Annotated in this window: 25 protein-coding genes; 11 read left to right on the top strand and 14 right to left on the bottom strand. The window is 63.0% G+C overall.

Going from position 1 to position 23,977, the window contains the following annotated elements; all coding sequences use genetic code 11:
• Positions 1–105 precede the first annotated feature (105 nt).
• Positions 106–1,299, top strand: a complete 1,194-nt coding sequence (gene ssuD / locus M2267_RS24020; protein WP_429117764.1) for an FMNH2-dependent alkanesulfonate monooxygenase — start codon at positions 106–108, stop codon at positions 1,297–1,299.
• Positions 1,296–2,777, top strand: a complete 1,482-nt coding sequence (locus M2267_RS24015) for an FAD/NAD(P)-binding protein (RefSeq protein ID WP_429117761.1) — start codon at positions 1,296–1,298, stop codon at positions 2,775–2,777. Before ssuD ends, M2267_RS24015 begins: the two co-directional genes overlap by 4 nt.
• Here the strand turns inward: M2267_RS24015 and M2267_RS24010 are convergent.
• The 5 genes from M2267_RS24010 to M2267_RS23990 form a co-directional block, all read right to left on the bottom strand.
• Positions 2,724–3,479 carry an MOSC domain-containing protein gene (locus M2267_RS24010; RefSeq protein WP_429117758.1) on the bottom strand — a complete coding sequence of 252 codons (756 nt, stop codon included), beginning with the start codon at positions 3,477–3,479 and terminating at the stop codon, positions 2,724–2,726. The genes M2267_RS24015 and M2267_RS24010 overlap by 54 nt on opposite strands.
• A complete protein-coding gene (locus tag M2267_RS24005; RefSeq protein WP_429117755.1) occupies positions 3,472–4,179 on the bottom strand; it encodes a glutamine amidotransferase in 708 nt (235 codons plus the stop codon). Before M2267_RS24005 ends, M2267_RS24010 begins: the two co-directional genes overlap by 8 nt.
• A 25-nt stretch (positions 4,180–4,204) precedes the next feature.
• The gene (locus M2267_RS24000) at positions 4,205–4,759 is read right to left on the bottom strand and encodes a peroxiredoxin family protein (RefSeq protein WP_429117753.1); all 555 of its coding nucleotides are present in this window, start codon (positions 4,757–4,759) and stop codon (positions 4,205–4,207) included.
• A gap of 62 nt (positions 4,760–4,821) precedes the next feature.
• Complete coding sequence (locus tag M2267_RS23995; protein WP_429117750.1) at positions 4,822–5,370, bottom strand: carboxymuconolactone decarboxylase family protein; 549 nt, start codon at positions 5,368–5,370, stop codon at positions 4,822–4,824.
• Positions 5,371–5,584: 214 nt separating this feature from the next.
• The gene (locus tag M2267_RS23990; RefSeq protein WP_429117748.1) at positions 5,585–6,241 is read right to left on the bottom strand and encodes a MarR family winged helix-turn-helix transcriptional regulator; all 657 of its coding nucleotides are present in this window, start codon (positions 6,239–6,241) and stop codon (positions 5,585–5,587) included.
• A gap of 149 nt (positions 6,242–6,390) precedes the next feature.
• Here M2267_RS23990 and M2267_RS23985 point away from each other — a divergent pair, with 149 nt between their 5' ends.
• From M2267_RS23985 to M2267_RS23975, 3 genes are all read left to right on the top strand, one after another.
• Positions 6,391–6,837 (top strand): pseudoazurin, encoded by a 447-nt coding sequence (locus tag M2267_RS23985; RefSeq protein WP_082005895.1) that lies wholly within the window; start codon positions 6,391–6,393, stop codon positions 6,835–6,837.
• 116 nt (positions 6,838–6,953) lie between these two features.
• Positions 6,954–7,496, top strand: a complete 543-nt coding sequence (locus tag M2267_RS23980) for an MgtC/SapB family protein (protein WP_429117746.1) — start codon at positions 6,954–6,956, stop codon at positions 7,494–7,496.
• 139 nt (positions 7,497–7,635) lie between these two features.
• Complete coding sequence (locus M2267_RS23975) at positions 7,636–8,664, top strand: alpha/beta hydrolase family protein (RefSeq protein ID WP_429117743.1); 1,029 nt, start codon at positions 7,636–7,638, stop codon at positions 8,662–8,664.
• Here M2267_RS23975 and M2267_RS23970 read toward each other — a convergent pair.
• Positions 8,624–9,811 carry a helix-turn-helix domain-containing protein gene (locus tag M2267_RS23970; protein ID WP_429117741.1) on the bottom strand — a complete coding sequence of 396 codons (1,188 nt, stop codon included), beginning with the start codon at positions 9,809–9,811 and terminating at the stop codon, positions 8,624–8,626. The two genes, M2267_RS23975 and M2267_RS23970, sit on opposite strands and share 41 nt — an antisense overlap.
• Positions 9,812–9,980: 169 nt before the next feature.
• Here M2267_RS23970 and M2267_RS23965 point away from each other — a divergent pair, with 169 nt between their 5' ends.
• Together M2267_RS23965 and M2267_RS23960 are read left to right on the top strand one after the other, a co-directional pair.
• A complete protein-coding gene (locus M2267_RS23965) occupies positions 9,981–11,864 on the top strand; it encodes a patatin-like phospholipase family protein (RefSeq protein WP_429117739.1) in 1,884 nt (627 codons plus the stop codon).
• A 362-nt stretch (positions 11,865–12,226) separates the two neighbouring features.
• On the top strand, positions 12,227–12,688 hold the full coding sequence (locus tag M2267_RS23960; RefSeq protein ID WP_043612552.1) for a hypothetical protein: 462 nt from the start codon (positions 12,227–12,229) through the stop codon (positions 12,686–12,688).
• A gap of 97 nt (positions 12,689–12,785) precedes the next feature.
• On the opposite strand, the gene ppk2 is transcribed toward M2267_RS23960, so the two are convergent.
• From ppk2 to M2267_RS23940, 4 genes are all read right to left on the bottom strand, one after another.
• Complete coding sequence (gene ppk2 / locus M2267_RS23955; protein WP_429117736.1) at positions 12,786–13,640, bottom strand: polyphosphate kinase 2; 855 nt, start codon at positions 13,638–13,640, stop codon at positions 12,786–12,788.
• Positions 13,627–15,390, bottom strand: coding sequence for a SulP family inorganic anion transporter (locus M2267_RS23950; RefSeq protein ID WP_429117734.1), 1,764 nt, complete (start codon positions 15,388–15,390; stop codon positions 13,627–13,629). The genes ppk2 and M2267_RS23950 overlap by 14 nt, the downstream gene beginning before the upstream one ends.
• Before the next feature lie 371 nt (positions 15,391–15,761).
• Positions 15,762–16,235: a BA14K family protein gene (locus M2267_RS23945; RefSeq protein WP_429117733.1), complete on the bottom strand. Its 474-nt coding sequence runs from the start codon at positions 16,233–16,235 to the stop codon at positions 15,762–15,764.
• Between the two features lie 102 nt (positions 16,236–16,337).
• Positions 16,338–16,748: a hypothetical protein gene (locus M2267_RS23940; protein WP_429117731.1), complete on the bottom strand. Its 411-nt coding sequence runs from the start codon at positions 16,746–16,748 to the stop codon at positions 16,338–16,340.
• Positions 16,749–17,037: 289 nt separating this feature from the next.
• On the opposite strand from M2267_RS23940, the gene M2267_RS23935 reads away from it, so the two are divergent.
• Positions 17,038–18,063, top strand: a complete 1,026-nt coding sequence (locus M2267_RS23935; protein ID WP_429117729.1) for an ankyrin repeat domain-containing protein — start codon at positions 17,038–17,040, stop codon at positions 18,061–18,063.
• 55 nt (positions 18,064–18,118) lie between these two features.
• On the opposite strand, the gene M2267_RS23930 is transcribed toward M2267_RS23935, so the two are convergent.
• A complete protein-coding gene (locus M2267_RS23930) occupies positions 18,119–19,084 on the bottom strand; it encodes an alpha/beta fold hydrolase (protein WP_429117727.1) in 966 nt (321 codons plus the stop codon).
• Between the two features lie 101 nt (positions 19,085–19,185).
• Here M2267_RS23930 and M2267_RS23925 point away from each other — a divergent pair, with 101 nt between their 5' ends.
• The gene (locus M2267_RS23925) at positions 19,186–19,644 is read left to right on the top strand and encodes an Rrf2 family transcriptional regulator (protein ID WP_429117725.1); all 459 of its coding nucleotides are present in this window, start codon (positions 19,186–19,188) and stop codon (positions 19,642–19,644) included.
• Here M2267_RS23925 and M2267_RS23920 read toward each other — a convergent pair.
• Entirely contained in the window at positions 19,562–20,530 is a 969-nt protein-coding gene (locus M2267_RS23920) for a LysR family transcriptional regulator (protein WP_429117723.1), read from the bottom strand. The genes M2267_RS23925 and M2267_RS23920 overlap by 83 nt on opposite strands.
• A gap of 315 nt (positions 20,531–20,845) precedes the next feature.
• On the opposite strand from M2267_RS23920, the gene M2267_RS23915 reads away from it, so the two are divergent.
• Complete coding sequence (locus M2267_RS23915) at positions 20,846–21,499, top strand: LysE family translocator (RefSeq protein ID WP_429117721.1); 654 nt, start codon at positions 20,846–20,848, stop codon at positions 21,497–21,499.
• A 15-nt stretch (positions 21,500–21,514) separates the two neighbouring features.
• Positions 21,515–22,006, top strand: coding sequence for a nucleoside deaminase (locus M2267_RS23910; RefSeq protein WP_043612473.1), 492 nt, complete (start codon positions 21,515–21,517; stop codon positions 22,004–22,006).
• Positions 22,007–22,036: 30 nt separating this feature from the next.
• Here M2267_RS23910 and M2267_RS23905 read toward each other — a convergent pair whose 3' ends face one another.
• Both M2267_RS23905 and M2267_RS23900 read right to left on the bottom strand, forming a co-directional pair.
• Complete coding sequence (locus M2267_RS23905; protein WP_429117718.1) at positions 22,037–22,645, bottom strand: short chain dehydrogenase; 609 nt, start codon at positions 22,643–22,645, stop codon at positions 22,037–22,039.
• A gap of 333 nt (positions 22,646–22,978) precedes the next feature.
• Positions 22,979–23,863 (bottom strand): DMT family transporter, encoded by an 885-nt coding sequence (locus M2267_RS23900; protein WP_429117716.1) that lies wholly within the window; start codon positions 23,861–23,863, stop codon positions 22,979–22,981.
• Positions 23,864–23,977 lie beyond the last annotated feature (114 nt).

The raw sequence follows: 23,977 nt of genomic DNA, 5'->3' as shown, positions 1-23,977 counted from the left end.
GTCCGAATTCTTATTGTCAATAAATTTTATAGAGTTTATGCTTTTTGCCAATCGAGGGGCCTTCTGGGCTGCCTCCGAAAGGAACCTGTGAGGAGGCCTACGCGAATGGGAATTGTGTCCAACGAAATCCCCGAGAAGATCCCGGAAAAGATCAATGTGCTCTGGTTCCTGCCGACCCACGGCGACAGTCGCTACCTCGGAACCACGCGTGGCGGGCGAAACGTTGATCTCAACTATCTCAAGCAGGTCGCGCAGGCCGCCGATACGCTCGGCTATTATGGGGTGCTCATCCCGACGGGGCGGAGCTGCGAGGACAGCTGGGTGGTAGCCTCGGCGCTGGCACCGCTCACCGAAAAGCTGCGGTTCCTGATCGCGGTTCGGCCTGGCCTGCTCTCGCCGACGCTCGCGGCCCGCATGACGGCGACGCTGGACCGTCTCTCGGGCGGGCGGCTGCTGATCAACGTCGTAACCGGCGGCGATCCGATCGAAAACAAGGGCGACGGCATTCATCTGGCGCATGGTGAACGCTACGAGGTGACCGAGGAATTCCTGAACATCTACAAGGCGGTGCTTCGCGGAGAAGAAGTCGATTTCAAGGGAAATCACTTCGACATCGAAGGCGGCAAGCTCCTGTTCCCTTGCGCGCAACAGCCCCACCCGCCGCTCTATTTCGGCGGCTCCTCCGGCAAGGGGCAGGAGGTGGCAGCGCGCACGATCGACAAGTACCTGACCTGGGGCGAGCCGGTCGAGGACGTCGCCAAGAAGATCGCCGAAGTTCGCGCCCTGGCCGATGCCGAGGGCAGGGCGGTCACGTTCGGTATCCGTCTTCATGTCATCGTTCGCGAGACCGCAAAGGAAGCCTGGCAGGCGGCCGACGAACTGATACAATATGTGGACGACGAAACGATTGCCGCCGCACAGAAGGTGTTCGAGCGCATGGATTCGGTTGGTCAGAGCCGCATGAGCCGCCTGCATGGCGGCCGGCGCGACAAGCTTGAAATCGCTCCCAATCTCTGGGCCGGCGTGGGCCTGGTGCGCGGAGGGGCAGGCACGGCGCTCGTCGGCGATCCCGATCAAGTCAAAGCGCGCATGGAAGAATACCGACAAGTCGGCATCGACAGCTTCATCCTGTCCGGTTACCCGCATCTCGAAGAGGCCTATCGCTTCGGCGAACTGGTACTGCCGCATCTGCCGCTGGCCCACGCCATCCCGGCGCGCGAGACGTCGATCAACACCGGGCCGTTCGGCGAAACCATCGCCGGCGATCATCGTCCGAAGCTGAAGGTCTCCCAGTCGTGACAGCTGTGCGGCGAACGGTCATTGCCATCGTCGGCGGCGGCTTCACCGGCGCGGTGGTCGCGGCAAATCTTGCGCGCAATGCCGCCAGCGACGGCGCAGCCATCGTGGTCTTCGAACCGCGAGACTGTCTGGGTGCCGGACTTGCCTACGACACCGGCAATCCCGCCCATCGCACCAATGTGCCCGCTGCCCGCATGAGCCTCGTTCCCGATGATCCCGATGACTTTCTGAACTGGCTGGAGGCCAATGGCGAGCCGCGCGGTGACCCGGAGGCGAGGGCAGCCGACGGCCATCTCTATGTGCGGCGGGCGGTGTTCGGGCGGTATGTCGGCGCGTTCGTCGCGCCGTTCGTGCGGAGCGGCAAGGTCGTGCACCGGCGCGAGCGCATCGCTCGTATCGAGCGGCGTGGAACGCGCTGGAAGCTGACCTCCGATTCCGGGACGGACCTTTTGGCCGATATCGTCGTGATCGCCACGACGCATCCTTCGCCTTGTGCGCCGAAGAGCATTGCGCAGGCGCTCGAAGGCCATCCGCGTTTCGTCACTGATACCACCGTTGCGGGCTCTCTTGCCTGCCTTCGTCCCGATGATGACGTTCTGGTGCTTGGAAACGGCCTGACGGCGGCGGATGTGATTGCGTCGCTGAGGCTCGCCGACCACCGCGGCTCGATCGTCGCCCTGTCGCGCCGCGGCCTTCGCTCGCGCGGCCATGCGGGAAAAGCGCAGGAACCCTTCGGCGATTTCGTCAGCAACCCGGCGCGAACCGCGCTCGAGCTTCTTCGACGCGTGCGTCTGGCAGTACGGCAGGCTGCTTTGTCCGGGCTCAGCTGGCATGCGGTTTTCGACGCGCTGCGTAGCCAAGGCGGGCAAGTCTGGCGGGCGCTGCCGGTGGCGGAGCGCCGCCTGCTGGTGAAGCGCCTGCGGCCCTTCTGGGACGCGCACCGGTTCCGCGTGGCGCCGCAGATCGACGACGCGATCCGGCAGGCAGCCGAGATGGGACAATTGCGCATCCTCGGCGCTTCGATCGAAGGCGTCGAACGCTATGGCCAGGTCATCGCTGTCGACATCCGTCACCGGCAGACGCGTGCCCATGAGCGCCTGTTGTTCGATGCCTGCGTCGTGACCACCGGGCCGGCGCACACGGGCATTCTTTCAAGCCAGGAATGGCTCGCGGATCTGGCGTCGAAGGGCTGGCTGCGCCTAGACAGTGTCGGGCTTGGGCTCGCCTGCGATGAGGCGAGCCGGGCGATCGGTGCGAGCGGCGTGGCCGAGAGGTCGCTGATCGTTGCCGGCCCGCTGGCGCGCGGCACCTTCGGCGAACTCATGGGCCTGCCGCAGGTCAACGATCACGCGATCTTTGTTGCCGACGAGATCGCCGAGATGCTGGCGAGGGCGGACAGGGGCGCCACCCGCCGGAGGGCGGCGTCATCCGTTCGGCAGCGAGCGGTCACGGCCATCGACGGCGCCATCAGGCGTTGAAGCCGGAGCCTCGCCGTCGAGCCGGCGGGACCAATCTTCTACTGCCCGCGTCCGCAGGCGCTTGGCGGCATAGTCCCGCCAATTTGGCGGCAGGATGGCGAGATCGGCGATTGCGGACAGGGCCTCGCGGTTGAGCGTATCGACGTAAAGATAGTGCCACAGCCGGGCGACCGTCCATTCGGGATGGCGCCGCTCGACGCGTTGCATCCGGTCGTCGGGCGAAACCATGCCCGTTTCGATGACCCGGTAGTACCATCCGGTGCGGCCGGTCTGCTGGACGCGGCGGGCCATGTCCGGCAGATCGAAGCGGCGGTTCAGCTTCCAGCACGGCTGCCGGCCCTGGCTCACCTCGAGAAGGGCTTCGCCGAGGCGGAACCGGTCGCCGATCGCGACATCGCTTTCGGTCAGCCCCAAGGCCGAGATGTTCTCGCCGAACGCGCCCGGTTGCTGCAGCCGCGCAACGCTTCCGATCTCGTCAACCCATGTCTGATAATGGTCGCGCGGGTAATGGTGCACGGCCTTGTCCGGGCCGCCGTGCCTCTTCAGATCGCCCTGATGGTCGCCGGCAAAGCCGGTTGTGCCGAGATGCACCGGGCCGAGAGCCGGGCGTTTGTCGATGCCGCTTAGGGTTCCGCGGTCGTCGATCGGCGAGAGGCTGCCGATGAGCAGGGCGTCGAGCGCGATCGGGGCCGGCTCAACCATCGAAGTTCTCCAGCCATTCGCCGATCACCGAAGCGGCCGCTGCCTCGAGATGAGGCCCGAGACGTCGGGCATCGGCGCGCAGGATCGGAACGCAGAGCCCGGCGGCCGCCAGTTCGCAGGCGTGACCGACGAGCCAGCGTTCGAACGCCGCGCCGGCTTGCGCCTCTGGGTGAAACTGGAGGGCGAGCACCGTCTTGCCGCGCGCAAAGCCTTGTTGGGTGATCAGCGGTGTCGAAGCCAGAAGTTCAGTGCCGGCGGGCAGGTCGTAGGTATCGCCGTGCCAATGCAGGACGGAAACGTCGGCCAGATGGCGGAGGGGGGAGGCCTGGCCTGCGGCGGTCAGGCTCAACGGCGAAAATCCGATCTCCTTCAGGCCGGAAGGGTAGACGCGGGCACCGAGCGCACGGGCGATCAGCTGGGCGCCGAGGCAGATGCCGAGCGTCGGCCGGTCGCCGGCAAGACGCGCCTGAAGCATGGCGATTTCCCCTGCGATGAAGGGGTAGGCCTCGTCTTCATAGACGCCGATCGGGCCGCCGAGCACGATGACGAGATCGGGCTTCAACGGATCGAAAGAGAGGTAATTTTCGTCGCCGACATCGCGATACTCGATTTCGAAACCCGCCGCTCGCAGCGGTCCGGCAAAGCTGCCGAGATCTTCGAAATGCACGTGCCTGAGGGCGAGCGCCTTTCTGGTCGTCATCGTCTGTTCTCCATGCTCAGAGGTTCTAGCCGGCACGCGTGTCGGGGACGCAGCCTTCGCTGGTGCAGCCGGCGGAGGTGGCGGCCGCCGTGGCAAAATCGGGGATCGGCGCGGAAAGGAGTGTGGCAAGACGCGCGCCGATGGCCATGTCATCTTCGATGCCGAAACGATGGTGTTCGATGTGACCGTCTCGTCCGATGATGATGGCCGTCGGCGTGCCGCGCATGCCGTAGAGTTCCATCGTTTTCGGTATCGGTCCCTGGTCGGAAGGCTGGTCGACGGCGATCGGGAAGGTCAGGCGATATTCATGAATGAAGGCCTTCAGCGCTTCCGGTGTCATGACCGCGTGATGCTCGAATACCGAATGCAGGCCGAGGACCTGAAGATCGGTGTCCCGAAAAATGCTCTGGACGCGTTGCGTTTGCGGCAGTCCGTGCGAAACGCAAGCCGGGCACAGCATCTGAAACGCATGAAGGAAAACGACCCGGCCGCGAAGCTGCGCAAGGCTTGGACGTTCCTGTGTGTTGAACCAGGTCGAAACGGCGAGTTCCGGAGCCGTGATCCTGCGATTGCTGTTCATTGTTCTCATCTCCAAGGGGGCCGGGCGAAGGCTCGCCGCCCGGCCACTGCAGTGTGTGCGGGTCAGGCGGCTTCGCGGACGAGCTTCACGCCGGGGAAATCGACGGGAACGGCAAGCGCGACGTTGATGTAGTTGGTGAACAGGTTGAGCGCGACACGGGCGACGATCTCGACCACGTCTTCGTCATCGTAGCCGGCCTCGCGCAGGGAGCGCACATCTGCGTCGGACACTTGTCCGCGCGCATCGACGAGCTTCTGCGCAAAGGCGAGGGCCGCGGCCGTCTTCGGATCGGCAGACTTGCCGCGTTGCGCGGCCGTCATCTCCTCGGCAGTCGCGCCCGCCTTGCGGCCAAGAGCCGTGTGGGCCGCCAGGCAATAGTGGCAATCGTTGCGATCCGCGACGGCAACGGCGATCTGCTCGCCGAGCTTGGCGCCGAGGCGACCGTTGCCGAGTGCACCGAAGGAGCCCCACATGCTGGCAAGGGCCGCCGGCGAATTGGCGACGGCGCGGAACATGTTGGGTGCGACCCCGAAGGCGGAGCGGATTTCGCCAAGCAGTTCGGCGCTGGGACCGGTTGCCGAAACGGGGTCGACTAGATTAATTCTGCTCATGGTTTTCTCTTTCTGTTTGCTGGAGGGAGAAAATTGCCGGTCCGCCGATGGCAGTCGTCGGACCGGCGCCGACATCATCGTCTGTCCGCTTGCGACGCAGGAAACAGCGCTCGCGAATTCCGATGGTGAAGCTTGTTGAAAAGGCGCCGGGGATGCTCGATGACGCCTTCAGGACCGCCGGATTTTGCGCCGCCGGCTGGATTGTTTCGCATGATCAGACCGTCTCGCGATTGAAGAGACGCCAGGCGGCCCGTTGCGCCTCGGGTTCCGCCGTTTCGTATTCGCCGCAATCGACGCGCAGTTCCGCCGCTCCGAACGCAGCATCGACGAATGCGCAGTGATGCGGCGCTTTCGGATCGTCGTAGACATGCGGCCGGAAGTATCGACAGTTGACACACATGCGCTGTTCCGGAATGGCGCCAGCCGTCTGCAGGCCGCGGATGATCTTGACGAGATGCATGAGCAGGTCCTGCTGCTCCAGCCTCGAAAGCGAAGCGATGGCATCCTCCGTTGCGGAGGCGAGACGGCCCGCCTGTCGGACCGCGTCCTCGCCGGCCGGAGTGGTGGCAACCGAAAGCGCGCGTGCGTCGCTCGGATCTGCGCGCTTTTCGACCAGCCCCTTGCGCAGAAGTGCGTTGATGGAGTCCGTCGTCGTCGGCTGGCTGACGCCGAGATAGCCGGCAATCTGCTTCACCCGCATTCCGCTGCGACCACGGGCGACGAGGAAGGTCAGGATCTGCAATTGCGTGGGATTGAGGCCGATCGCGTCCGCGGTCGACCAGGCCTCCGTGCGCATGGCCGTCGCCACGCGGGATAGCCCGTCGCCGATGCGGTCGACCAGGGCCGGTGTCGTGTCAGGTTCCTTGCTCATGAGGTGATTAATATAGGAATCCTATCTATTGTCAACGCCGATAAAAAGCGACGCGAATTTGACGCGCATCAAAGTGGAGGGGGCGTCTCAGGCTTAATCCTCTTCTCGAACAACCCGAACACGGGCTGGTCGCTCAAATGGAGAAGACGATGTTGAATGCAATCAAGAGCGGATTTGGTATCGCGATCGCGGCAATGCTGGTCGCCGCGCCGGCAGCCGCCGCGGACTTCGAAGTGCACATGCTGAACAAGGGCAAGGACGGCGCGATGGTTTTCGAGCCGGCTTCGCTGAAGGTTGCGCCCGGCGACACGGTCACCTTCATTCCGACCGACAAGGGACATAACGTCGAAACCATCAAGGGCATGATCCCCGATGGCGCCGAGGCCTTCAAAAGCAAGATCAATGAAAACTACAAGGTGACCTTCACGGCACCGGGCGTCTACGGCGTCAAGTGCACGCCGCACTACGGCATGGGCATGGTGGGCGTCGTGCAGGTCGGCGATGCGCCGGCAAACCTGGAAGCGGTCAAGGGAGCGAAGAACCCGAAGAAGGCGCAGGAACGCCTGGACGCGGCCCTCGCGGCGCTGGGCAACTAAGCGACTTCTAGCGCTTCGGAGCGGGGTGGGGACAGGCCGCTCCTGGCGTCTGCGCACTGGGTGAGGCGCGGGCGCCATCATGCGGAACCAATGCGAAGCATTCGCGTTGGTTCCGCATGGATCAGATCACCGCCGAATTGTTCCCACCGTCGCAGATCCCCTATACGGTCATTTTTGCGCGCATCCTCGGAGCGCTGCTGATGGGCGCGGTCATCGGCTTCGAGCGCGAAGTCAAGGCACGCCCGGCCGGCCTCAAGACCCATATGCTCGTCTGCCTCGCAGCCTGCACTTTCGGCATCCTCTCGATCGAAAGCGTCCGCCTCGGCGGCTTCTTCGACGAACGCGTCCGCATCGACCCGCTGCGCGTGGTGGAGGCGGTAACCGCAGGCGTCGCGTTTCTTGCAGCCGGAACCATCGTCCTGTCTCGCGGCGAGGTCCAGGGCCTGACGACCGGCGCGAGCCTCTGGCTCGCAGGCGCGATCGGCATCTCCGTCGGCTTTGGCCATTGGATCGTCGCCGGCCTTGCGGTCGGCTCCGCCTTCGCCGTTCTTACCATCATCGGCCATTTCGAGGGCAAGGCCATGCGGCACGAAATGCCCGACGTGGAACCGGAGGGCGAAGGAACTGCTGCGTCCGGCAAGAGACGTCCGAAGCGATAGGTCCGCTGACCCACCACACGCGTGCTTTCCCACAGTTTTCGATGCTGCTGCCAGCCGCTTTCGTCCTCGATCGCGTTCGAGGTCGCCGCTTGGTCGTTTTCGCGGGATGGAGGCCAGGTTTTCAACCGAAGGGTTTCTCATGTTCAAACCATTCGTTTTCGCCGGCATCCTGTGGCTTGGTTCCGCAGTGCTCGGTCACGCCAAAGACGCGGTCGGCTTTCGGGAGGCCGATATTTACAAGGACAGCGCTCGACCACTCCACGTTGCGCTCTGGTATTCCACTCAAGACCGCGCGGCAGCCACTACCGTTGGCGACAACCGGGCCCTCGAGGGTATCCAGGCTATCAGAAATGCGGCGACCACCAAGGGAGAGCGCCCGTTGGTCGTGCTCTCCCACGGTTACGGCGGCAGCTGGCGCAATCTGAATTGGCTGGCGGGCAGGTTGGTCGAGCAAGGTTATGTCGTCGCTGCCCCGGATCACCCGGGCACCACCACGTTCGACAGGGCCGCGAAGCAGGCGGCGGAGTTGTGGGAGCGCCCACGCGACCTCAGCCGGGTCATCGATGCCCTGATTGCCGATCCGGCGCTTGCCGGGGACATCGATGAAAGCCGGATTGCGGCCATTGGCCATTCGCTTGGGGGATGGACCGTGAGTGCACTGGCGGGGGCGGCATTCGACGGGGATCGCTTCAGGCGTGATTGCGAGACAAATGCCAGTCCGCGCGCCTGCAGCCTCAGCGCAGAGCTTGGCCTCGATCGGCCCGAGCTCGAAAAAGACCTGAGGGACCCTCGGCTCGATGCCTTTGTGTCGCTCGATCTGGGACTGGCTCGGGGCTTTGATCCCGACAGCCTGGCGCGGGTTCGTCTTCCATCACTGGTCATTGCCGCCGGCACCGATATCGGTGACATGCCGGCCAGGCTCGAATCCGGTTATCTCGCCGAGCGCTTGCCGAAAAATGCGTCCACCTATGTCGAAATCCCCGATGCGATACATTTCAGCTTCATGCAGACTTGCAAGCCGGGCGCTGCGGCGTTGATCGAGGCGGAGACGCCCGGGGACGGTATCGTCTGCAAGGACGGCGGGGTTCGTGGACGCGACGAGATCCATCGGGAACTCGCTTTTCTCATCATCGGTTTTCTGGCGGAGGCCCTTCCGGCCGGTCCATGAGGCCTCCGACTGACTCTAAAGCCGAATTCTCCTGGCGGTATTCACGCGGCGTCATGCCGGTCACCCGCAGAAATTCGCGGTTGAAGTTGGACTTCGTCTGGAAGCCCGACTCCATCATCGCTGCCGTGATCGACAGGTCGGTTTCGTTCAACAGACGCATGGCTTCTCGAACACGGTACTCGTTGACGACCTGCGACACGTTTCGCGACGAGGTCCGATTAATGGCAACGGAGATTTGCCGGGCGGGTATCGCCAATTTGCGTGACAACCGTCGCAAGGTCAGATTCGGGTCACGAAACAGCCTTCTTTCGCTCATTGCCGTGTCGAGCGCTTCGAGGATGCGGCGGTGGTCGCCTGTCGGTACGCCCTCGCTTGCGAGAGCCGGCATCTTGTTTGCCGCATTCGGAAGGCTTACGTCGTTGTCAGGCACGCTCCGGCCCATGACGGCGATCGCGAAGGCGACAAGCGGGAGCGTCAACATGTGAGCCGCACCAACGATCGAGGCGGCGTGGCTTCCGCGATAGAACTCGAAGTCTGCAGCTATCACCAGGTCGATTATCCCTGATGTCAGCAACAGACCGGCAACGGCAAACGCGGCGCTGCGAGCACCGCGAGCCTCCGCCAGCCGGGCGTTTTCGAAGTTGCCTTCGGACGCATACGACTGGTGAGCAAGCAACGCCGCGTAGGTGAAGTAGAGGAGGGCAAGGATCAGGTCGATCGGAGTCTGCCAATACTGCCACAGTGCCGAAAGGATCAATATCGCTGCAGGTGCGAGAAGGTGGGGCCAGTATCGTTGTCGATGGGAGCCTCTGAGTTCTGAAAAACAGAACCATGCAATGGGTGGAAGCAGAGCCGCGACCACGGGCTGAAGGAACCGCACCCATTGCAGATCCGCAGTCCAGCGCAAGCCGACCGTTACGACCAGAAGGATGCATGCGGCGATGAACACCGTGGCCGGCCGAAGAATTCGGCCACGTTGGAAGAGCGCACGCATGAGCAGAATGGTCAGCAGAAGCGCGACGACGAACGGCAGCGGGATCGAAGGTATCATGTGGTCGTCGCGTTCATGTTGGGCGCTGAAATGAAGGCTCGATATGGACACGTCCAGAATGGTGACGCAACGCCGTTCCGCACAGAAAGGTTGCATCCGGCTGGCGCCCGCGGCCTCGCGCCGCTATCGTGTCTTGAGGGACGATGCCGTCCATTTCTGGTCCGGTGGACGCCGGCTGCGTCGTATTGCATGGCGAGGAAATCTGTTCGGTAATCCCGATCGAAACGGCTAAGCTCGGAAGCGGGCTGTTTCCAAGGAAGGTTCGATGGACGCTACCGGTTCCCTTGCTGCCAAGTTGTTGTCGGAGACCCTGATGTTCGACCAGACGTCGCTGGCCGCATTGGAAGCCTTGGCTGCCAATTCCGATCGCGGCATCGTGCGGCGCGGTGAGGTTCTGGTCCGCCAGGGCGAGCCATCGGACCGGTTTTTTGTGGTCCTCTCCGGCCGCTTCACCGTGCACCGGGATGACGTCTCCGAACCGGTTGCCGAAATAGGGCAGGGCGAACTCGTTGGCGAGGTCGGCTTCTTCGCCGGCCTGCCGCGCATGGCCACGGTCGTTGCAGTTCGCGATTCCATTGTCCTTTCAATCTGCGACCACCAGTTCGAAAAGGCGGCGCGCACCCTGCCGAGCTTGCGCCAGTCGGTGACGACGTTTCTGGCGCGACGGTTCGCCAAGCAAGCGCCGGCTTCGCCGCATGCCAAGGGTGCTTGCCGGATAAGGACGCTCGCAGTTGTTGCAGCCGGAAGCAGCCGGGTTTCTCCCCGCTTCATCGACCTGTTGCGCAAGGCTTTCGCCGGGTCCACGCGCACCGCCTTCCTGGCGAGGGCCGACATCGAGGAGCGCTTTCCCGGCATTCCGGTCGATGATCAGCCGGTGCTGGACTGGCTCAACCAATTGGAGGCCAAGGTCGGAGGCATCGTCTACATCGCCGACGAGGAGCCGAGCGACTGGACGCGTGTCTGTATTCGCCAGGCCGATGGCGCCCTGTTGGTCGGTGAGGCGTCCGGCTTTGAAAAACGCAACCCGTCGGAGCAACTCGCACTGTCCGTGCATTCGCCATCGAGTGTGCGGCTGGTTCTGGTCCACGGCAGGCGCGCCCCAACGGTCACCGGCACCAGCGCCTGGCTGAACGAGCGCCCCGGCATCCGGCAGCATCACCATGTGGCGCTCGAAGACGGAGAGGATGTCGAGCGCCTGGCCCGCTTCATTTCCGGGGAGGCAACGGGCTTCGTCGCCGCCGGCGGAGGCTCGCTCGGATGCGCGCATCTCGGCGTACACAAGGCTTTCGTCGAGGCCGGCGCGTCCTTCGACTATCTGGGAGGCACCAGTTCGGGCGCGGCGATGATGGCGGGCTTTGCCCGCGGCATGAACGCTGACGAGATCAATCGCGGGACGCACGAGATCTTCGTCCGTAGCCGCGCGTTTCGTCGACTGACCGTGCCGCAATATGCGCTGCTGGATCACAAGGTGCTCGACCGCACGCTGCAGGCCGAATATGGCGACGTACTCATCGAGGATCTTTGGCTGCCCTTTTTCGCGCTGTCGACCAATCTCAGCACCGGGCAGGCGCATGTTCATCGCCGCGGAAAGCTGTGGCAGGCCGTCAGAGCGTCGGGCTCAATCCCCGGCATCCTGCCGCCCTTCTTCACGGCCGACGGGGACATGCTGGTCGACGGGGCAATCATGAACAATCTGCCGCTGGAGCAGATGAAGGAGTTGAAGACGGGCCCCAACGTCGTCGTAAGCCTGGGCGGGGGCGGTCCTGGAAAACAGCACATCGACTATGACAGCATACCCGGGGCGTCCGAATTGACCGTCCGGCTGCTGAATCCTTTCGGCCGCTCGGGCTTGCCGAAGATCCCCAACCTGATCCAGGTCATTGCCGCAAGCATGCTGGCGCATCGGCCGCAGGAGATTGCGCTTGGTGAAAGGGACATCCTGATTTCGCCACCGGTGTCGGCCGCGATCAGCTTTATGGATTGGAGCCGGCACTCCGAACTGTTCGCCGAAGCCTATCAATGGGCAAGGTCATGGATTGATGAGCGTATCGGCGAGAACGACCCGCGAATGGAGGCCATTTTTGACCTGCCGCCCCACTCCGGCTCGCTGGAAACATATGGCGGGGCAACGGGGCGTTCCGCGCTCTAGGATCCGCCACATATCTGCGGCGCGAACTTTTCCGAGGGCGCGCAGTCGGCTTGAATGCGCGTGGACTTTCGACTGATATTCGCCCCTGTTAAGTTGTCACCGTCCTCTTGCGGTTGTAGTATTTTAGGATAGCCTTGTGTCGGGAGGGCCGGCGGCGGCTCTCTCGGTTTGCTGTGAAAAGACCAATAAATAGAGGGTCATCGGAGAAACAGCGGCTCGCATTCAAAAATGTTTCGTCCCCGAACCGCACTCCGTTCGGGTTCCCTTGGGTGTAACTGCGGGACGTTCCTGGCCATGCGATGCGCGGAAAACGTGTGCCGCCTCGTCACAGAGCGCCCAATAGCTTGAAGTGGATCGATGTGATGTCTGACAACAAGAATGCCGGCGCACCTCCGAGTGCGCAGGACCTCAGAATGCAGATGCTCCAGCGCGAAATGGACGAGATGGACAAGGAGCGGCGGCTGAAATCCATCGAAGAGCAAAAGCACGCCGATTTTGCCGCGGATTTTCTCAAGAAACACGTGACGGAGGAGGAAATCGCCATCGTCCGCCGGCTGGTCACGAACGCCGTGAAAGCCGGCAAGTTCGAAGCGATGGTCTACAGCTTCCCGTCCGAGCTTTGCACAGACAGCGGCCGCGCCATCAACAGCGGCGACCGGGATTGGCCGAACACGCTGCAGGGTAAGGCAAAGGAGTTCTTCGATCGCTATCAGGCCTTCGGCAAGCCGAATGGCTACAAGTTGAAGGCGATGATCATCAACTTCCCCGGTGGCGTTCCCGGTGACGTCGGGTTCTTTCTGAACTGGGCGCCTGAAAAAGTCTGAGGGCGACGGTCCTACGTGGATCGTGTGGTCGGGCCGCCGGCCGGTTCCCGATCGAAAGCGTTCAAAAGCCCGCACCTTTGGTGCGGGCTTTTCAGTTTTACAGAACGTCCGGAACGGTCCTGCGCACGTGGTCGTCCGCGGCAAAGTCATCCGGTCGTTTCTGGCGCTTGCCGAGGTCGGGCTCTGTGAATTTCACGCGCTCGTATGGAATGGACGAGAGAATGTGCGAGATGCAGTTGATGCGGGCTCGCTTCTTGTCATCCGACGGCACGATCCACCAGGGCGCAAATTCGGTGTCCGTCATGCGGATCATCTCGTTGTAGGCGCGGGTATAGTCCCACCAGCGGCGATAGGATTCGACGTCCATCGGGCTGAGTTTCCATTGGCGCAGCGGATCGGCAATGCGCTGCCGGAAGCGCTTTTCCTGTTCCTTCTCGCTGACGTCGAGGAAGTATTTGAGCAGGATGATGCCGCTTTCGACCATGGCCGCTTCGAAACGTGGCGCGAGCTCGAGGAAGCGCCGGGCGCTGTCGTCCGAGCAGAAGCCCATGACGCGTTCGACGCCGGGACGGTTGTACCAGGAGCGGTCGAAGATCACGATCTCGCCGGCGGCCGGCAGGTGCTGGATATAGCGCTGCATGTAGATCTGCGACTTCTCGCGGTCGGTCGGCGCCGGCAGCGCGGTGACGCGGAAGACGCGCGGGCTGACACGCTCGGTCAGCCGCTTGATCACGCCGCCCTTGCCGGCCGCATCGCGGCCCTCGAAGACGATCACGATGCGCGCGCCGGTTTTCTTCACCCAGGCCTGCAGATGGGCGGTCTCCTGCTGCAGCCGGGCGAGCTCCTTGGCATAGCCCTCGGACGACGATTCTTCCGAAGTCGTTGCGTCCGCGGCTATTTCGCTGTCGCTCTTGTCTTTGCCCTTCTTCTTCTTGCCGTCATGCTTGCCCATTCTTCCCTCCCGTTTGGACATGGTCATCTGGCTTGATTTCGACGGAGCCGGCCGGCTGGTCGGCGTTCCGCCCGTATTTGGCCTCGTAGGCGTCGAGCGCATCCTCCATCCCCTCGAAGATCATGCCCGGGCCGATCTTCTCGACGACTCCGGACCGCTCGAGCAGGGCGCGCGCATCGGTGTGCAGCTCGGCAAGGCCGAGCGTGATGCCGCGGCTCTTCAGGTCGTCCTGCAACTCGCCAAGCATATCCGCGGCGGTGCTGTCGATTTGCGGGATGGCGCTCGCGTCGATCACCAGCCAGCGGGCGGGCCGGGGCAGGCTCTCGGCGATCGCTTCCAGCCGCTCGCGGACGTAGTCGGCGTTGTAGAAAAGCAGGCTGTCCTGCACCATGCAGGCGCCGAATCCCGGGACCGGGCGTGCTTCGGTCATGCGATGCAGCTTGTAAAAACCGTCGCGCCCCGGGATGCGGCCCAGCATGGCGTCGTGCGGATACATGGTTTGCAGGATGAGGTAGACCAGCGTCGCGGCAATGGCGATCACCACGCCGTTGAGCACGCCGAGGCCGATCGGTCCCCAGAGGGCAATCAGTGCGAAGATGAACTCGATGCGGTTGACGCTCCAGATCCGTCGGAGACCGTCGATGTCGATCAGGCTGAGCGCGGTCGCCGCCAGAATTGCGCCGAGTGCGGCGACCGGCAGGATGCGCAGGACGTTGCCGAGAAAGAGCAGCACCGCCATCAGGGTTGCCGCCGCAACGAGGCTTGCGATCTGCGACCGTCCGCCAACGGCGAAGTTCACGGCCGTGCGTGAATCAGAGGCGGTCACCGGAAACGTCCCGAACAGGCCGGCCGCGATGTTGGCGGCGCCAAAGCCACTCAGTTCGCGGTTCGGATCGACGCGGTAGCCGCCGAGTGCGGCAAAGCTGCGCGCCGCGATGACGCCGGAGCCGAAACTGACGAGGAAGATCGCGGCCCCCCCTGTCAGCAGGGCGTCGATCGGCAGACCCTCGAGACGGGGTAGGAGGAAGGACGGCAAGCCGTCGGGAATGTTGCCGACGACCGTCATGCCGCGCCCTTCGAAATCGAAGAGATAGGATAACAACACGGCAACGAAGACGACGATGACGGGACCTGGAACGGGCGAGCGATAGATCCGGGCGACCTGAAGCAGCGCAAAACACGCCAAGGCAAACACCAGGGTGGGCCAATGGATGGAGCCGGCTTGTCTCAGAAGTTCGAGAATGGGGCTGATCAACCCCTCGGATTCGATCTGCACGCCGGTGACGCGCTTGATCTGTCCGACCAGGATCGAAAGCGAAATGCCGGCAAAAAAGCCCGTGAGGATCGGGCGTGACAGAAAGGTCGCGAGCACGCCGAGACGAACGAGGCGGGCAATCAGACAGAGGATGCCGACGATGAGGGCAAGCAGGGCGGCGGCCGTTACGCGGTCGGCGTCGCCGGAGGATGAGGCGAAGACCGTGGTCAGCACCGCCGCCAGCACCGTCATCGTCGCCGCGTCCGGTCCGACGATCAGTTGCCGCGACGGACCGAAGAGGGCGTAGGCGACGAGCGGCGTGATGCTCGCATAAAGGCCCGTCTCGGGTGGCAGTCCGGCGATGGCCGGATAGGCGATCGCACTCGGCAGTCCGACCGCGGCAATAGCGACGCCGGCGGAGATGTCGTTGCGCAGCCAGCTTCCCTGATACCCCTTAAGGTTGTCCAGAAGCGGCAAGCGAGGCAGGTTCAGCATGCTGACGATCCCCGGGGGCGTTGCTCTCTCAAAGTGCTCTAAACGCTATAATTCTGGCCACGCGAGAAGCGCAAACAATGCACTCTACCATTGCGTACATTAGGGATGCAAAACTTTCCTTTCATCGGCTTCGACAAAAAGAGTAAAAGTTGCAGACAATTAGAGAGGCCGCCTGCCGGATCGACCCGGCGACTGCCGCGGCGGGATTTCCGCCCTCAGGTCACCGGCTGCGTCCAGTGAGGGCACCGCCTCCGGCTTTCGGTCGATCAATACTTCTGCGGGCAAGAGCGGGCGCCGCCGGCCTGCCTTCGGCTCAACCCCTCTGGCCTTGCACGCGATCGTGAAGCCCGTTTCAACCGGGCTTCACGGCGTCAATAATAAGGGGAGACGCATACCTGCCTCGGGCCGTAATAGGGCTGGAAAGTGTCGTCATAGGCCCTGTAGGACCGGTAGCGGGCATAACACCAGCGCGTGTGCGCACTGCCTCCATAATAGGTTTGGCGGTAGTAGCGCGGCGCATAGTAACGCGGGGCATCGTAAGTCGGGCCGTAATAGCCTTCGTCATAATAGCCCGGACCATAGTAGCGTGGCTGCGCCAGCAGCCCGCCGATGATCGCGCCGGTCGCCAGTCCGCCGAGCGCCCAGGCCCAGTCATCGCCACCGTCGTGGTGATGCCCGTGATAATAGCCGCCGCCGTGATAGCCGCCGCCGTAGTGCCTGTATTGAACCGGTTGGACTTGAGATGCCTCCACCCCCGCCGTAACGGCTGGGGGAAATGCCATGGCGGGCGGGATACACGTGGCCACCGCCGCCAGCGACAAGGCAAAGATTGCTAGCCTCTTCATTGGCTTCACCTTCTTTCCACCCCGCGCCTGATTATAGCGCGGAACCGGCCCGATGGCACTTCGTTTTGAAAGGCGCTCCCGTTGCCCGCCTTGGGCTCGCGTCTACTTGACGACGGTTATGTTCAGCACGCCCTCTTCGATCTTTCCGTCCTCATAAGGGGAGCGAATGACGAGCCGGTCGCGGCCGGTATAGCCGGGGTTCGGCGTATAGTAGGCGACGACGCCGTTCACCTTGGTCGTCGCGCATTTCGACTGCTTGCCGTCCAGTTTCGGATAGACCGGTTCGTGGACGATTTCGAGGCGGCCATGCTTGGGCTTTTCGGCAATCGTCATCGCAGGATAGTCGATCTGGCCGCAATCGTCGTCGATGTGCCAGTTCTTGGCCACAAGCGTCTTCACCCCGCTGCGCGCGGTGATCGACAGCGTCTGCTGCCGGGAACTCTCGGAGGTCGTCGTGCAGGCCGATAACGTGATCGTGGCCGCAGTCAATAGCAGATATCTGACGGTTTTCACTGGGATCCTGAGGTTTCTTTGAGTTCGGCTTTAAGTTTCGTGAGGCGAGAGCGGTCTCTAATCATCGAGATGTGCACCCCGGCCCCACGCGTTCTACGTGTACGATCATGCATATCTTCGTGCCGCGAGATAGAGGGGCGCCTAAGCCTTTGAAAGATGCCGCCAGCCTTTTCGAGAGAATCTAAGCGGCGTCGGCCATTACTGAATTTCCTGCATGTGACTGATGGATCGATCCGGGATTCACTCAAGAGACGGGCGACCCTATGTTGTCGCGAAAGGAGCATCGATCATGAAGCAATCGTCACGGCGTATCCTGAAAGACCACGTCGCGAGCCTTCCGCCCCTGCATGCGGCCGCCGCCCGCGGCGATATCGATGTGGTGGACGGATTGCTGGCGGCCGGAGAGGACGTCTTCAAGCTCGATCCCCTGATGGGTGCGTCCGTCCTTCATTTCGCCGCACAAAGCGGCAGCGCCGAAATCATTCAATTGCTTCTCGATCACGGCGCCCTCATCAACCTGCAAAGCCACAGCCACGGCATGACACCGTTGATGGTCGCCGTCTGGCATCGCCGTCCAGCCGTTGCGTGCGTGCTGCTGGAACACGCCGACATCGATCCGTCCGTAAGATCGCGCCTCGGCGCCACGGCCGAAGAGATGCTCGGCGATGCGACGCCGCAGGATGCGGAACTGCGTGACATCTTCGATGACTTCAGGACCCGCGCCGAAAGGCGTCGCCGATGGCAACCTCTCATCGCCGCCCTTGGCGACCGGGCCTTGTCACCGGCTGAAAAGGAGCAGCGGGTGGTGGAACTGCTCGAAGCGGGCGCCGATCCGAATGTCGTCGCGCCCAACTACGATATCGAAAACCCTGGCCACACGCCGCTGATGATCGCTGCGCGCGATGGGCTGGCGGAGGCGGTTGGTGCGCTTCTGGAAGCGGGTGCCGACATGACGCTCGTGGACCACTTCATGCACGCTCACCCGGCGCACAAAGCGGCCTATATGGGCAGGTCCGATGTCATGAGGGCGCTGGTGGCGCATCCGCGCTTCGCCGAGATCGCGGATATCCAGGGGCCCTTCAACGGTTATACGGCGCTGCACGATGCGGTGTGGATGGGGCATGCCGATACCGTTGCCATCCTGATCGACGCCGGCGTGTCTCTCGCGCCACGCGGCCATGACGGCCAGACCGCGGCCGAAATGGCGCATGCCTTTGGTTTCGAGACGGTTGGCGCGATGCTGGACGAGGCTTCGCGACGCCGCACCGTGACGGATCAGTTGGGGACCAAGGTCATTTCACGCGCTCTTGCCTGATAGCGCGTGACGACGGCGACAAACGCCGTCGCGGTTTTGTCTTGCCGCCTGCCTTTCAAATCTGTCTGGCAAACCGGATGAGGGCCTCGCTCACGATATCGGGGCGTTCCTGCGGCAGCCAATGGCCACTGCCGGGCACGATGATGTTCTCCTTGAGCTGTGGGACGAGTTGCTGCATCGCATCGACGATATCCCGCATCCCGGGGATGGCGAGGCCCGTATCGCGCTCGCCGGTCATGAACAGGGCGGGAATGCCGACCTTTACGCCGGCGAAGGCAGCCTGCAGCTGCCAATTGCGATCGAGGTTTCGATAATAGTTCAACCCGCCGCGAAAACCGGTCGTGGCGAAGGCGCTGATATAGACGTCGAGGTCAGCAGCGGTCAGCCAACCCGGCATGCTGTCGGGCAGGGCCCCAAGCAGTCCACGCCGGCGCGATACCATGCCGAACGGATTGGGCGTCTGGTCTCCGGGCTGTCGCGGCCCGGCGTCGCCGGAAGCGGCAAAGAGGATCTTTCGCAGCGTCTGGCCGACGTCACGCTCCAGTTCCGCCTCGGCGACGCCGGGCTCCTGAAAATAGAGCGTGTACAACTCGGCCTCGTCGGTCCGCGGGAAGATCCGGGTCGGCGGAACGGGCGGCTGGCCCATCATCGGCACGCTCAAGGCGACGACGCCGTGGAAACGGTCGGGCCGTATCTGTGCCGCCTGCCAGGCAACCGTCGCGCCCCAGTCGTTGCCGACGAGGATGGCCACCGGCACATCAAGGGCGTCCAGCAGAGCGATCAGATCGCCGACGATGTTAAACAAGCTGTATTCGTCGACCGAGGACGGGCATTCCGTGAGGCCGTAGCCACGCAAGTCAGGCGCGATTGCCCGAAAGCCCGCCTCTGCAAGTGCCGTTACCTGGTGTCGCCAGGCATGCGAGGTCTCCGGGAAGCCGTGGCAGAGCAGGACGGCCGGGCCCTTTCCCTGCTCGATAAAGCCCATGCGGATGGTTCGGGTCTGGATTGTCCGGGCCTGCATTTTCGTTCCTTCTCGACACTCTGATACTGTAATTGTATAAGTTACGGAAACGGATGGCGTCAAGGGTGCGTAACTTGCGATGTTACGCTATGGGGTATGGAATGAAGCAAGATAGCCGGTTGGCGCGGATGATCCATGTGCTCATACACATGGCATTGCTCGGGGGAAGGGAGACGTCGGAGACCATCGCCAAGATGCTGAACACCAATCCGGTGGTCGTTCGCCGGACGATGGGGGCGTTGAAGCGCAAGGGCGTCGTCGGTTCCGAAGGCGGTCGGGGAGGGGGCTGGGCGCTGCTGGTGCCGCTTGAGGCGTTGACGGTGCTGGATGTGCAGCGGGCGCTTGATGACGGGCAGGTTCTGGCGGCCGGCGTGTCGGAGGACCATCCGAACTGCCCGGTCGAGCGCGCAGCAAACGCGGCGCTGGTGGACGCCTTCGAACAGGCGGAGCGGACCCTGCTGCGAGAGTTTGCCGAACTCAAGCTTTCGACGATTGCGGAGCGTGCGATGCAGGATGCCGCGGGACCTCGGCGGGCAACGCACCCGGATCATCAAGCCTGAAGGCGCCGCGCATGTGGTCGATGAACAGGCGAAGCGGCAGCATCGAACGATACTCGCGCGGATAATAGAGGTAGAGACCGGGAATGGGCAGGAGATAGTCCGTGAGAACGCTGGCCAGTCCTGTGCGGCGCAAGGCTTCGGGCGGGCCATCGCGGAACACGTAGCCGAGCCCCAGGCCGTCGGCGATCATCTGATAGAGCGCGGGCAGGTCGCTGACGATGAGCCCGCCGGAGACGTCGACCGTGTGGGGCTCGCCCGCATCATGAAACACCCAGGGCGCCAGCCGTCCGGAGCGGTGGAAGCGATAGCGGATACAATCATGGGACAGCAGGTCCGCGGGCGATTGCGGCTTGCCCCGGCGCTCGAAGTAATCGTGGCTGCCGTAGACGGCGAGCGGCAGCGGCTCGCCGAGTTTGATGGCGACCATGTCCTGCTCGATCCGGTCGCCCTGGCGGATGCCAGCATGATAGCCCGCCTCCATCAGGTCCACCATGGCGTCGGTCATGATCAGTTCCAGCTCGATCTCGGGCCATGCCTTGCGAAACGAGACGATGTGCGGCGCGAGCGCCATGGTGTAGGCGAACTCCGGCAGGGTGATCCGCAGGCTGCCGCGCGGGCTGCCGCCGACATCGCGCGCCTCCTGCACGGCGTTGGCCAACTGGTCGAAGGCGGGCAGCGCGCCTCTGCTCAGCGCCCGCCCGGCCTCCGTCATCAGCACCGATCGGGTGGTGCGCACGAACAGGGCCGTTCCCATCTGCTTTTCGAGGGACTTCAATTGATGGCTGATCGTCGAGGGCGTGACGCCCAGAGCCTCGGCGGCGCCCCGCATGCTGCCTGCTCGGGCGATGGCGTCAAACACTTCAAGCAGCGCAAGCGGAAGCCGCATTCCCGATTCTCCTTCGATCTCTGCTCTCTATAATTGAAAACTGGATGCCGCCTTCGCAAGCGAGAAGCGTCAGCGCGCACCTCAAGACGCAGTCCTTCCGGGCACGCGACCGCTTGGGGGAGAACCTTCTCTGGCAATACTGTTGAATGGCCTGCATCTCGGTGTGCGATCGGCTGCAATTTTCGCCAGCAAGGCATCTGCTAGACATAAGCGGAAAGCCGTGCCGAAATACGAAGCGCCGGACGTGTGTGCGAAAAACGCCTGCATGGAAATATCCGGGGTACTTCCGTCGCCAAATTTGCGAGGTAACCACGCATGGACTTCGTTTTGCCGAATGCAACCAGTCTCGGCCTCTTCGTCAGCGCAGCACTCGCGCTGCTCCTCATGCCGGGGCCGGCAGTGCTTTATCTCGTCGGCCGCTCGATCGAACAGGGCCGGACGGCCGGATTGGTTTCGATTGCCGGTATTCATGCCGCGACTGTGTTTCATGTACTGACAGCAGCACTCGGCCTCTCGGCGCTGCTCGCATCTTCTGCGCTCGCATTCGCCATCGTGAAATATGCCGGCGCTGCCTATCTGATCTGGATGGGCCTTCGCAAGCTTTTTGCGCCCGTGCCTGGCCTTGCGACCGGCGCATCGGCGCTCGCGCGTCATAGCAACTGGCGCCTGTTTCGCGATGGCTTCATCGTCAACCTTCTGAACCCGAAGACCGCCCTTTTCTTCCTCGCCTTCCTGCCCCAGTTCGTCGATGTGGCGCTCGGCCATGTGGCGGTTCAGATCTTCACCCTCGGCATATTGTTTACCGCGCTTGGGCTGATCACCGACACCAGCTATGCGATGGCGGCAGGGATTGCTGGAAGCTGGCTTCGCGGCAATCGCAGCTACCTGCGGTTCGAACGCTATTTCAGTGGATTTCTCTATATCGGGCTCGGCGTCACCGCGGCCCTGGCCGGCAACGGCAAGAAGTGAGCAAGGGAGAATAGCGTGATTTCCGAAGTCGACATGACACATCTGCGCCGCTGCGTCGCGCTTGCCGAGGAGGCGGTGGATGCCGGCGACCAGCCTTTTGGCTCGGTCCTGGTTTCGAGCGGCGGCGACGTTTTGTACGAGGGCCGAAACGAGGTTGCCGGCGGCGATCACACCCGGCATCCGGAATTCGCGATCGCCCGGTGGGCGGCAGAAAACATGACGCCGGCAGAGCGCGGCAGCGCCACGGTCTATACCTCGGGCGAGCATTGCCCCATGTGCGCCGCCGCACACGGATGGGTCGGCCTTGGCCGGATCGTTTATGCGACGTCGTCGGACCAACTCGTTGCATGGCTGGACCGACGCGGCCTTTCACGACCGCCCGTGAACGCCTTGCCGATCCAAGCGGTCATCCGCGACGCAGTGGTGGCGGGGCCGGTGCCCGAACTGGCAGACGATGTCTTTGCGCTGCACGAGCGCGCCCTCGATAGGGCTTCGGCCGCGCCGTAAGCGTTGCCGCGGTCGAAGCCCGGAAGCGCATCAACGGCCGTACATCCGGTAGATTTCGCCTGTGCCGCCACCTTCGACGCTGGCGACATAGGCGCCGATCAGGTCGTCCATCGCCACCGGGGCCATGCCCGGAAAGAGATGGCCGTAGTCGGCAAAGGAGTTGGCGACCATCGTCGGGCTGACGGCATTGATCCGCATGCTTCGCTTCAGCTCGATCGCGGCCGACAGGACGAAACTGTGCAACGCGCCGCTGATGACCGCCCCGCCGGTAACCCCGGGCCATGCCTCGTCGGCAAAGATGCCGCTGCTGAGCGTGAAGGATCCGCCATCGGAAAGATATCTTTGGCCGATCAGGACAAGATTGACCTGGCCGAAGAACTTCCCACGCATGTTTTCGAGCAGGACGGTCTCGGTCAGTTCCTCGAATTTGTCGAGGGCGCCGGATTCGGCGACGCAGATGCAGGCATCGATCCGCCCCGCGCTTCGGAACATCGCCTCGATACTCTCAGCCGAACGAATGTCGACCGAAACGTCACGCCCCTTGCGTCCTGCAGCAACGATTTCATGCCTGCGCTGCGCCAGCACATCACACAGCGGTCGACCAATCGTCCCGGACGCTCCGATAACCAAAATCCGCATTGCCATCTCCCTTGGCGTCGATGGAAGGGGTCGCTTGACCGCTTCCACTGTTTCCATTCGCTTGAAGGGAATATGGATGATGAACGGAATTCCGATAATATCCGGCGCACTGAACGTATTGTGTGATTTCATTCATGAGTGGCGGGACGATCTGCCGGATCGTCGGGCTCGTGGAGGCCAGGGTGAGCTTGTGGTCCGGCCGCTTTCGCCAAAACTGAGCCGGCGGGTCTGCGTGATCGTCCGGTAGGACAAGCGGTTTGATCTTGGTCTTCGCAAGATGTCGGCTGCGCTCAAATCACGATCGGCGCCAGAGCTGCCAATGAGCGAGCAGGACTAGGGGCGCGATGCGGACGACCGTCTCGTCAGTTGATGCTCGCGCCAGATCGTGAAGAGACCGGCGCCGACGACGATGAGCGCGCCGACGATCATGTTGTGGGTTATCGTCTCGCCGAAGAGCATGACGGCGAAGATCACGTTGAGGACCAACTGGAAATAGGTAACGGGCTGGACTTCGGCCGCTGGCAGCAGTCCGTAGGCTTTGATGAGGGAAAAGTGGCTGAGGGTGCCGCAGACGCAAAGCGCGGCAAGGGCAAACCAATCGGACGGCACCACCTCTGTCCAGTAGAACGGGCCAATCAGCGAAATCGCCACGGCGCCGACAACACCGGCATAAAACAGGCTCGTGACGGCCGAGTCTTCGTGACTGACGGCGCGGGTGGCGATGCTGTAGAGCGCGAAAAGCACGGATGCTGCGAGGGGCAGGAGCAGCGACATGTCGAAGTGTACGTTCACGGGATTGATGATCACCAGAACGCCGATCAGGCCGATCAGAATGGCCGCGCCGCGCCGCCATCCCACGGTCTCCCCGAGAAGCGGGATCGAGAGGATGGTGATGATCAGCGGCGTCGCCTGGAAGATCGACTGGCTCATGGCGAGCCCGGCGTGAACATAGGAAATGACGATGACGACGATTTCGGCGACGAGCAGCAAGCCTCGCACGACCTGCAGCCAAGGATGACGCGTCTGGGCGGTCTTGCGAAGTCCACCAGACGACGAGGCGGCGAAGGCGAACACGAAGAGCGCGAACGCCCAGAACCGGATCATCGTGATGAACAAGGCGGGGTAGCGGTCGCCAAGATACTTGGTGATGGCGTCCTGGCCAGCAAAGATGCAAATGGCAAGGAAGGCAAACAGATAACCGCGGGTCTTGGGGCTCATCGCATTACAAACTCAGAATCACTGTCCCCTTGATTAGCATAGTCTTGTCGCTGCGGCTTGAACCAAACGTCATCGCGAGCCAATCGACTTCCGTCTTACGATCCAGGATCCGCG

It is taken from the genome of Ensifer sp. KUDG1 (assembly GCF_050434285.1).
Classification (GTDB): domain Bacteria; phylum Pseudomonadota; class Alphaproteobacteria; order Rhizobiales; family Rhizobiaceae; genus Ensifer.
This window is presented reverse-complemented; position numbering and strand designations above follow the sequence as displayed.

What these genes read in the sequence shown, in the direction of transcription:
- ssuD (WP_429117764.1), top strand. Translation starts at nt 106, where the DNA reads ATGGGAATTGTGTCCAACGAAATCCCCGAGAAGATCCCGGAAAAGATC.
- M2267_RS24010 (WP_429117758.1), bottom strand. Translation starts at nt 3,479, where the DNA reads ATGGTTGAGCCGGCCCCGATCGCGCTCGACGCCCTGCTCATCGGCAGC.
- M2267_RS24005 (WP_429117755.1), bottom strand. Translation starts at nt 4,179, where the DNA reads ATGACGACCAGAAAGGCGCTCGCCCTCAGGCACGTGCATTTCGAAGAT.
- M2267_RS24000 (WP_429117753.1), bottom strand. Translation starts at nt 4,759, where the DNA reads ATGAACAGCAATCGCAGGATCACGGCTCCGGAACTCGCCGTTTCGACC.
- M2267_RS23995 (WP_429117750.1), bottom strand. Translation starts at nt 5,370, where the DNA reads ATGAGCAGAATTAATCTAGTCGACCCCGTTTCGGCAACCGGTCCCAGC.
- M2267_RS23990 (WP_429117748.1), bottom strand. Translation starts at nt 6,241, where the DNA reads ATGAGCAAGGAACCTGACACGACACCGGCCCTGGTCGACCGCATCGGC.
- M2267_RS23985 (WP_082005895.1), top strand. Translation starts at nt 6,391, where the DNA reads ATGTTGAATGCAATCAAGAGCGGATTTGGTATCGCGATCGCGGCAATG.
- M2267_RS23980 (WP_429117746.1), top strand. Translation starts at nt 6,954, where the DNA reads ATGGATCAGATCACCGCCGAATTGTTCCCACCGTCGCAGATCCCCTAT.
- M2267_RS23975 (WP_429117743.1), top strand. Translation starts at nt 7,636, where the DNA reads ATGTTCAAACCATTCGTTTTCGCCGGCATCCTGTGGCTTGGTTCCGCA.
- M2267_RS23970 (WP_429117741.1), bottom strand. Translation starts at nt 9,811, where the DNA reads ATGCAACCTTTCTGTGCGGAACGGCGTTGCGTCACCATTCTGGACGTG.
- M2267_RS23965 (WP_429117739.1), top strand. Translation starts at nt 9,981, where the DNA reads ATGGACGCTACCGGTTCCCTTGCTGCCAAGTTGTTGTCGGAGACCCTG.
- M2267_RS23960 (WP_043612552.1), top strand. Translation starts at nt 12,227, where the DNA reads ATGTCTGACAACAAGAATGCCGGCGCACCTCCGAGTGCGCAGGACCTC.
- ppk2 (WP_429117736.1), bottom strand. Translation starts at nt 13,640, where the DNA reads ATGGGCAAGCATGACGGCAAGAAGAAGAAGGGCAAAGACAAGAGCGAC.
- M2267_RS23950 (WP_429117734.1), bottom strand. Translation starts at nt 15,390, where the DNA reads ATGCTGAACCTGCCTCGCTTGCCGCTTCTGGACAACCTTAAGGGGTAT.
- M2267_RS23945 (WP_429117733.1), bottom strand. Translation starts at nt 16,235, where the DNA reads ATGAAGAGGCTAGCAATCTTTGCCTTGTCGCTGGCGGCGGTGGCCACG.
- M2267_RS23935 (WP_429117729.1), top strand. Translation starts at nt 17,038, where the DNA reads ATGAAGCAATCGTCACGGCGTATCCTGAAAGACCACGTCGCGAGCCTT.
- M2267_RS23930 (WP_429117727.1), bottom strand. Translation starts at nt 19,084, where the DNA reads ATGCAGGCCCGGACAATCCAGACCCGAACCATCCGCATGGGCTTTATC.
- M2267_RS23925 (WP_429117725.1), top strand. Translation starts at nt 19,186, where the DNA reads ATGAAGCAAGATAGCCGGTTGGCGCGGATGATCCATGTGCTCATACAC.
- M2267_RS23920 (WP_429117723.1), bottom strand. Translation starts at nt 20,530, where the DNA reads ATGCGGCTTCCGCTTGCGCTGCTTGAAGTGTTTGACGCCATCGCCCGA.
- M2267_RS23915 (WP_429117721.1), top strand. Translation starts at nt 20,846, where the DNA reads ATGGACTTCGTTTTGCCGAATGCAACCAGTCTCGGCCTCTTCGTCAGC.
- M2267_RS23905 (WP_429117718.1), bottom strand. Translation starts at nt 22,645, where the DNA reads ATGCGGATTTTGGTTATCGGAGCGTCCGGGACGATTGGTCGACCGCTG.
- M2267_RS23900 (WP_429117716.1), bottom strand. Translation starts at nt 23,863, where the DNA reads ATGAGCCCCAAGACCCGCGGTTATCTGTTTGCCTTCCTTGCCATTTGC.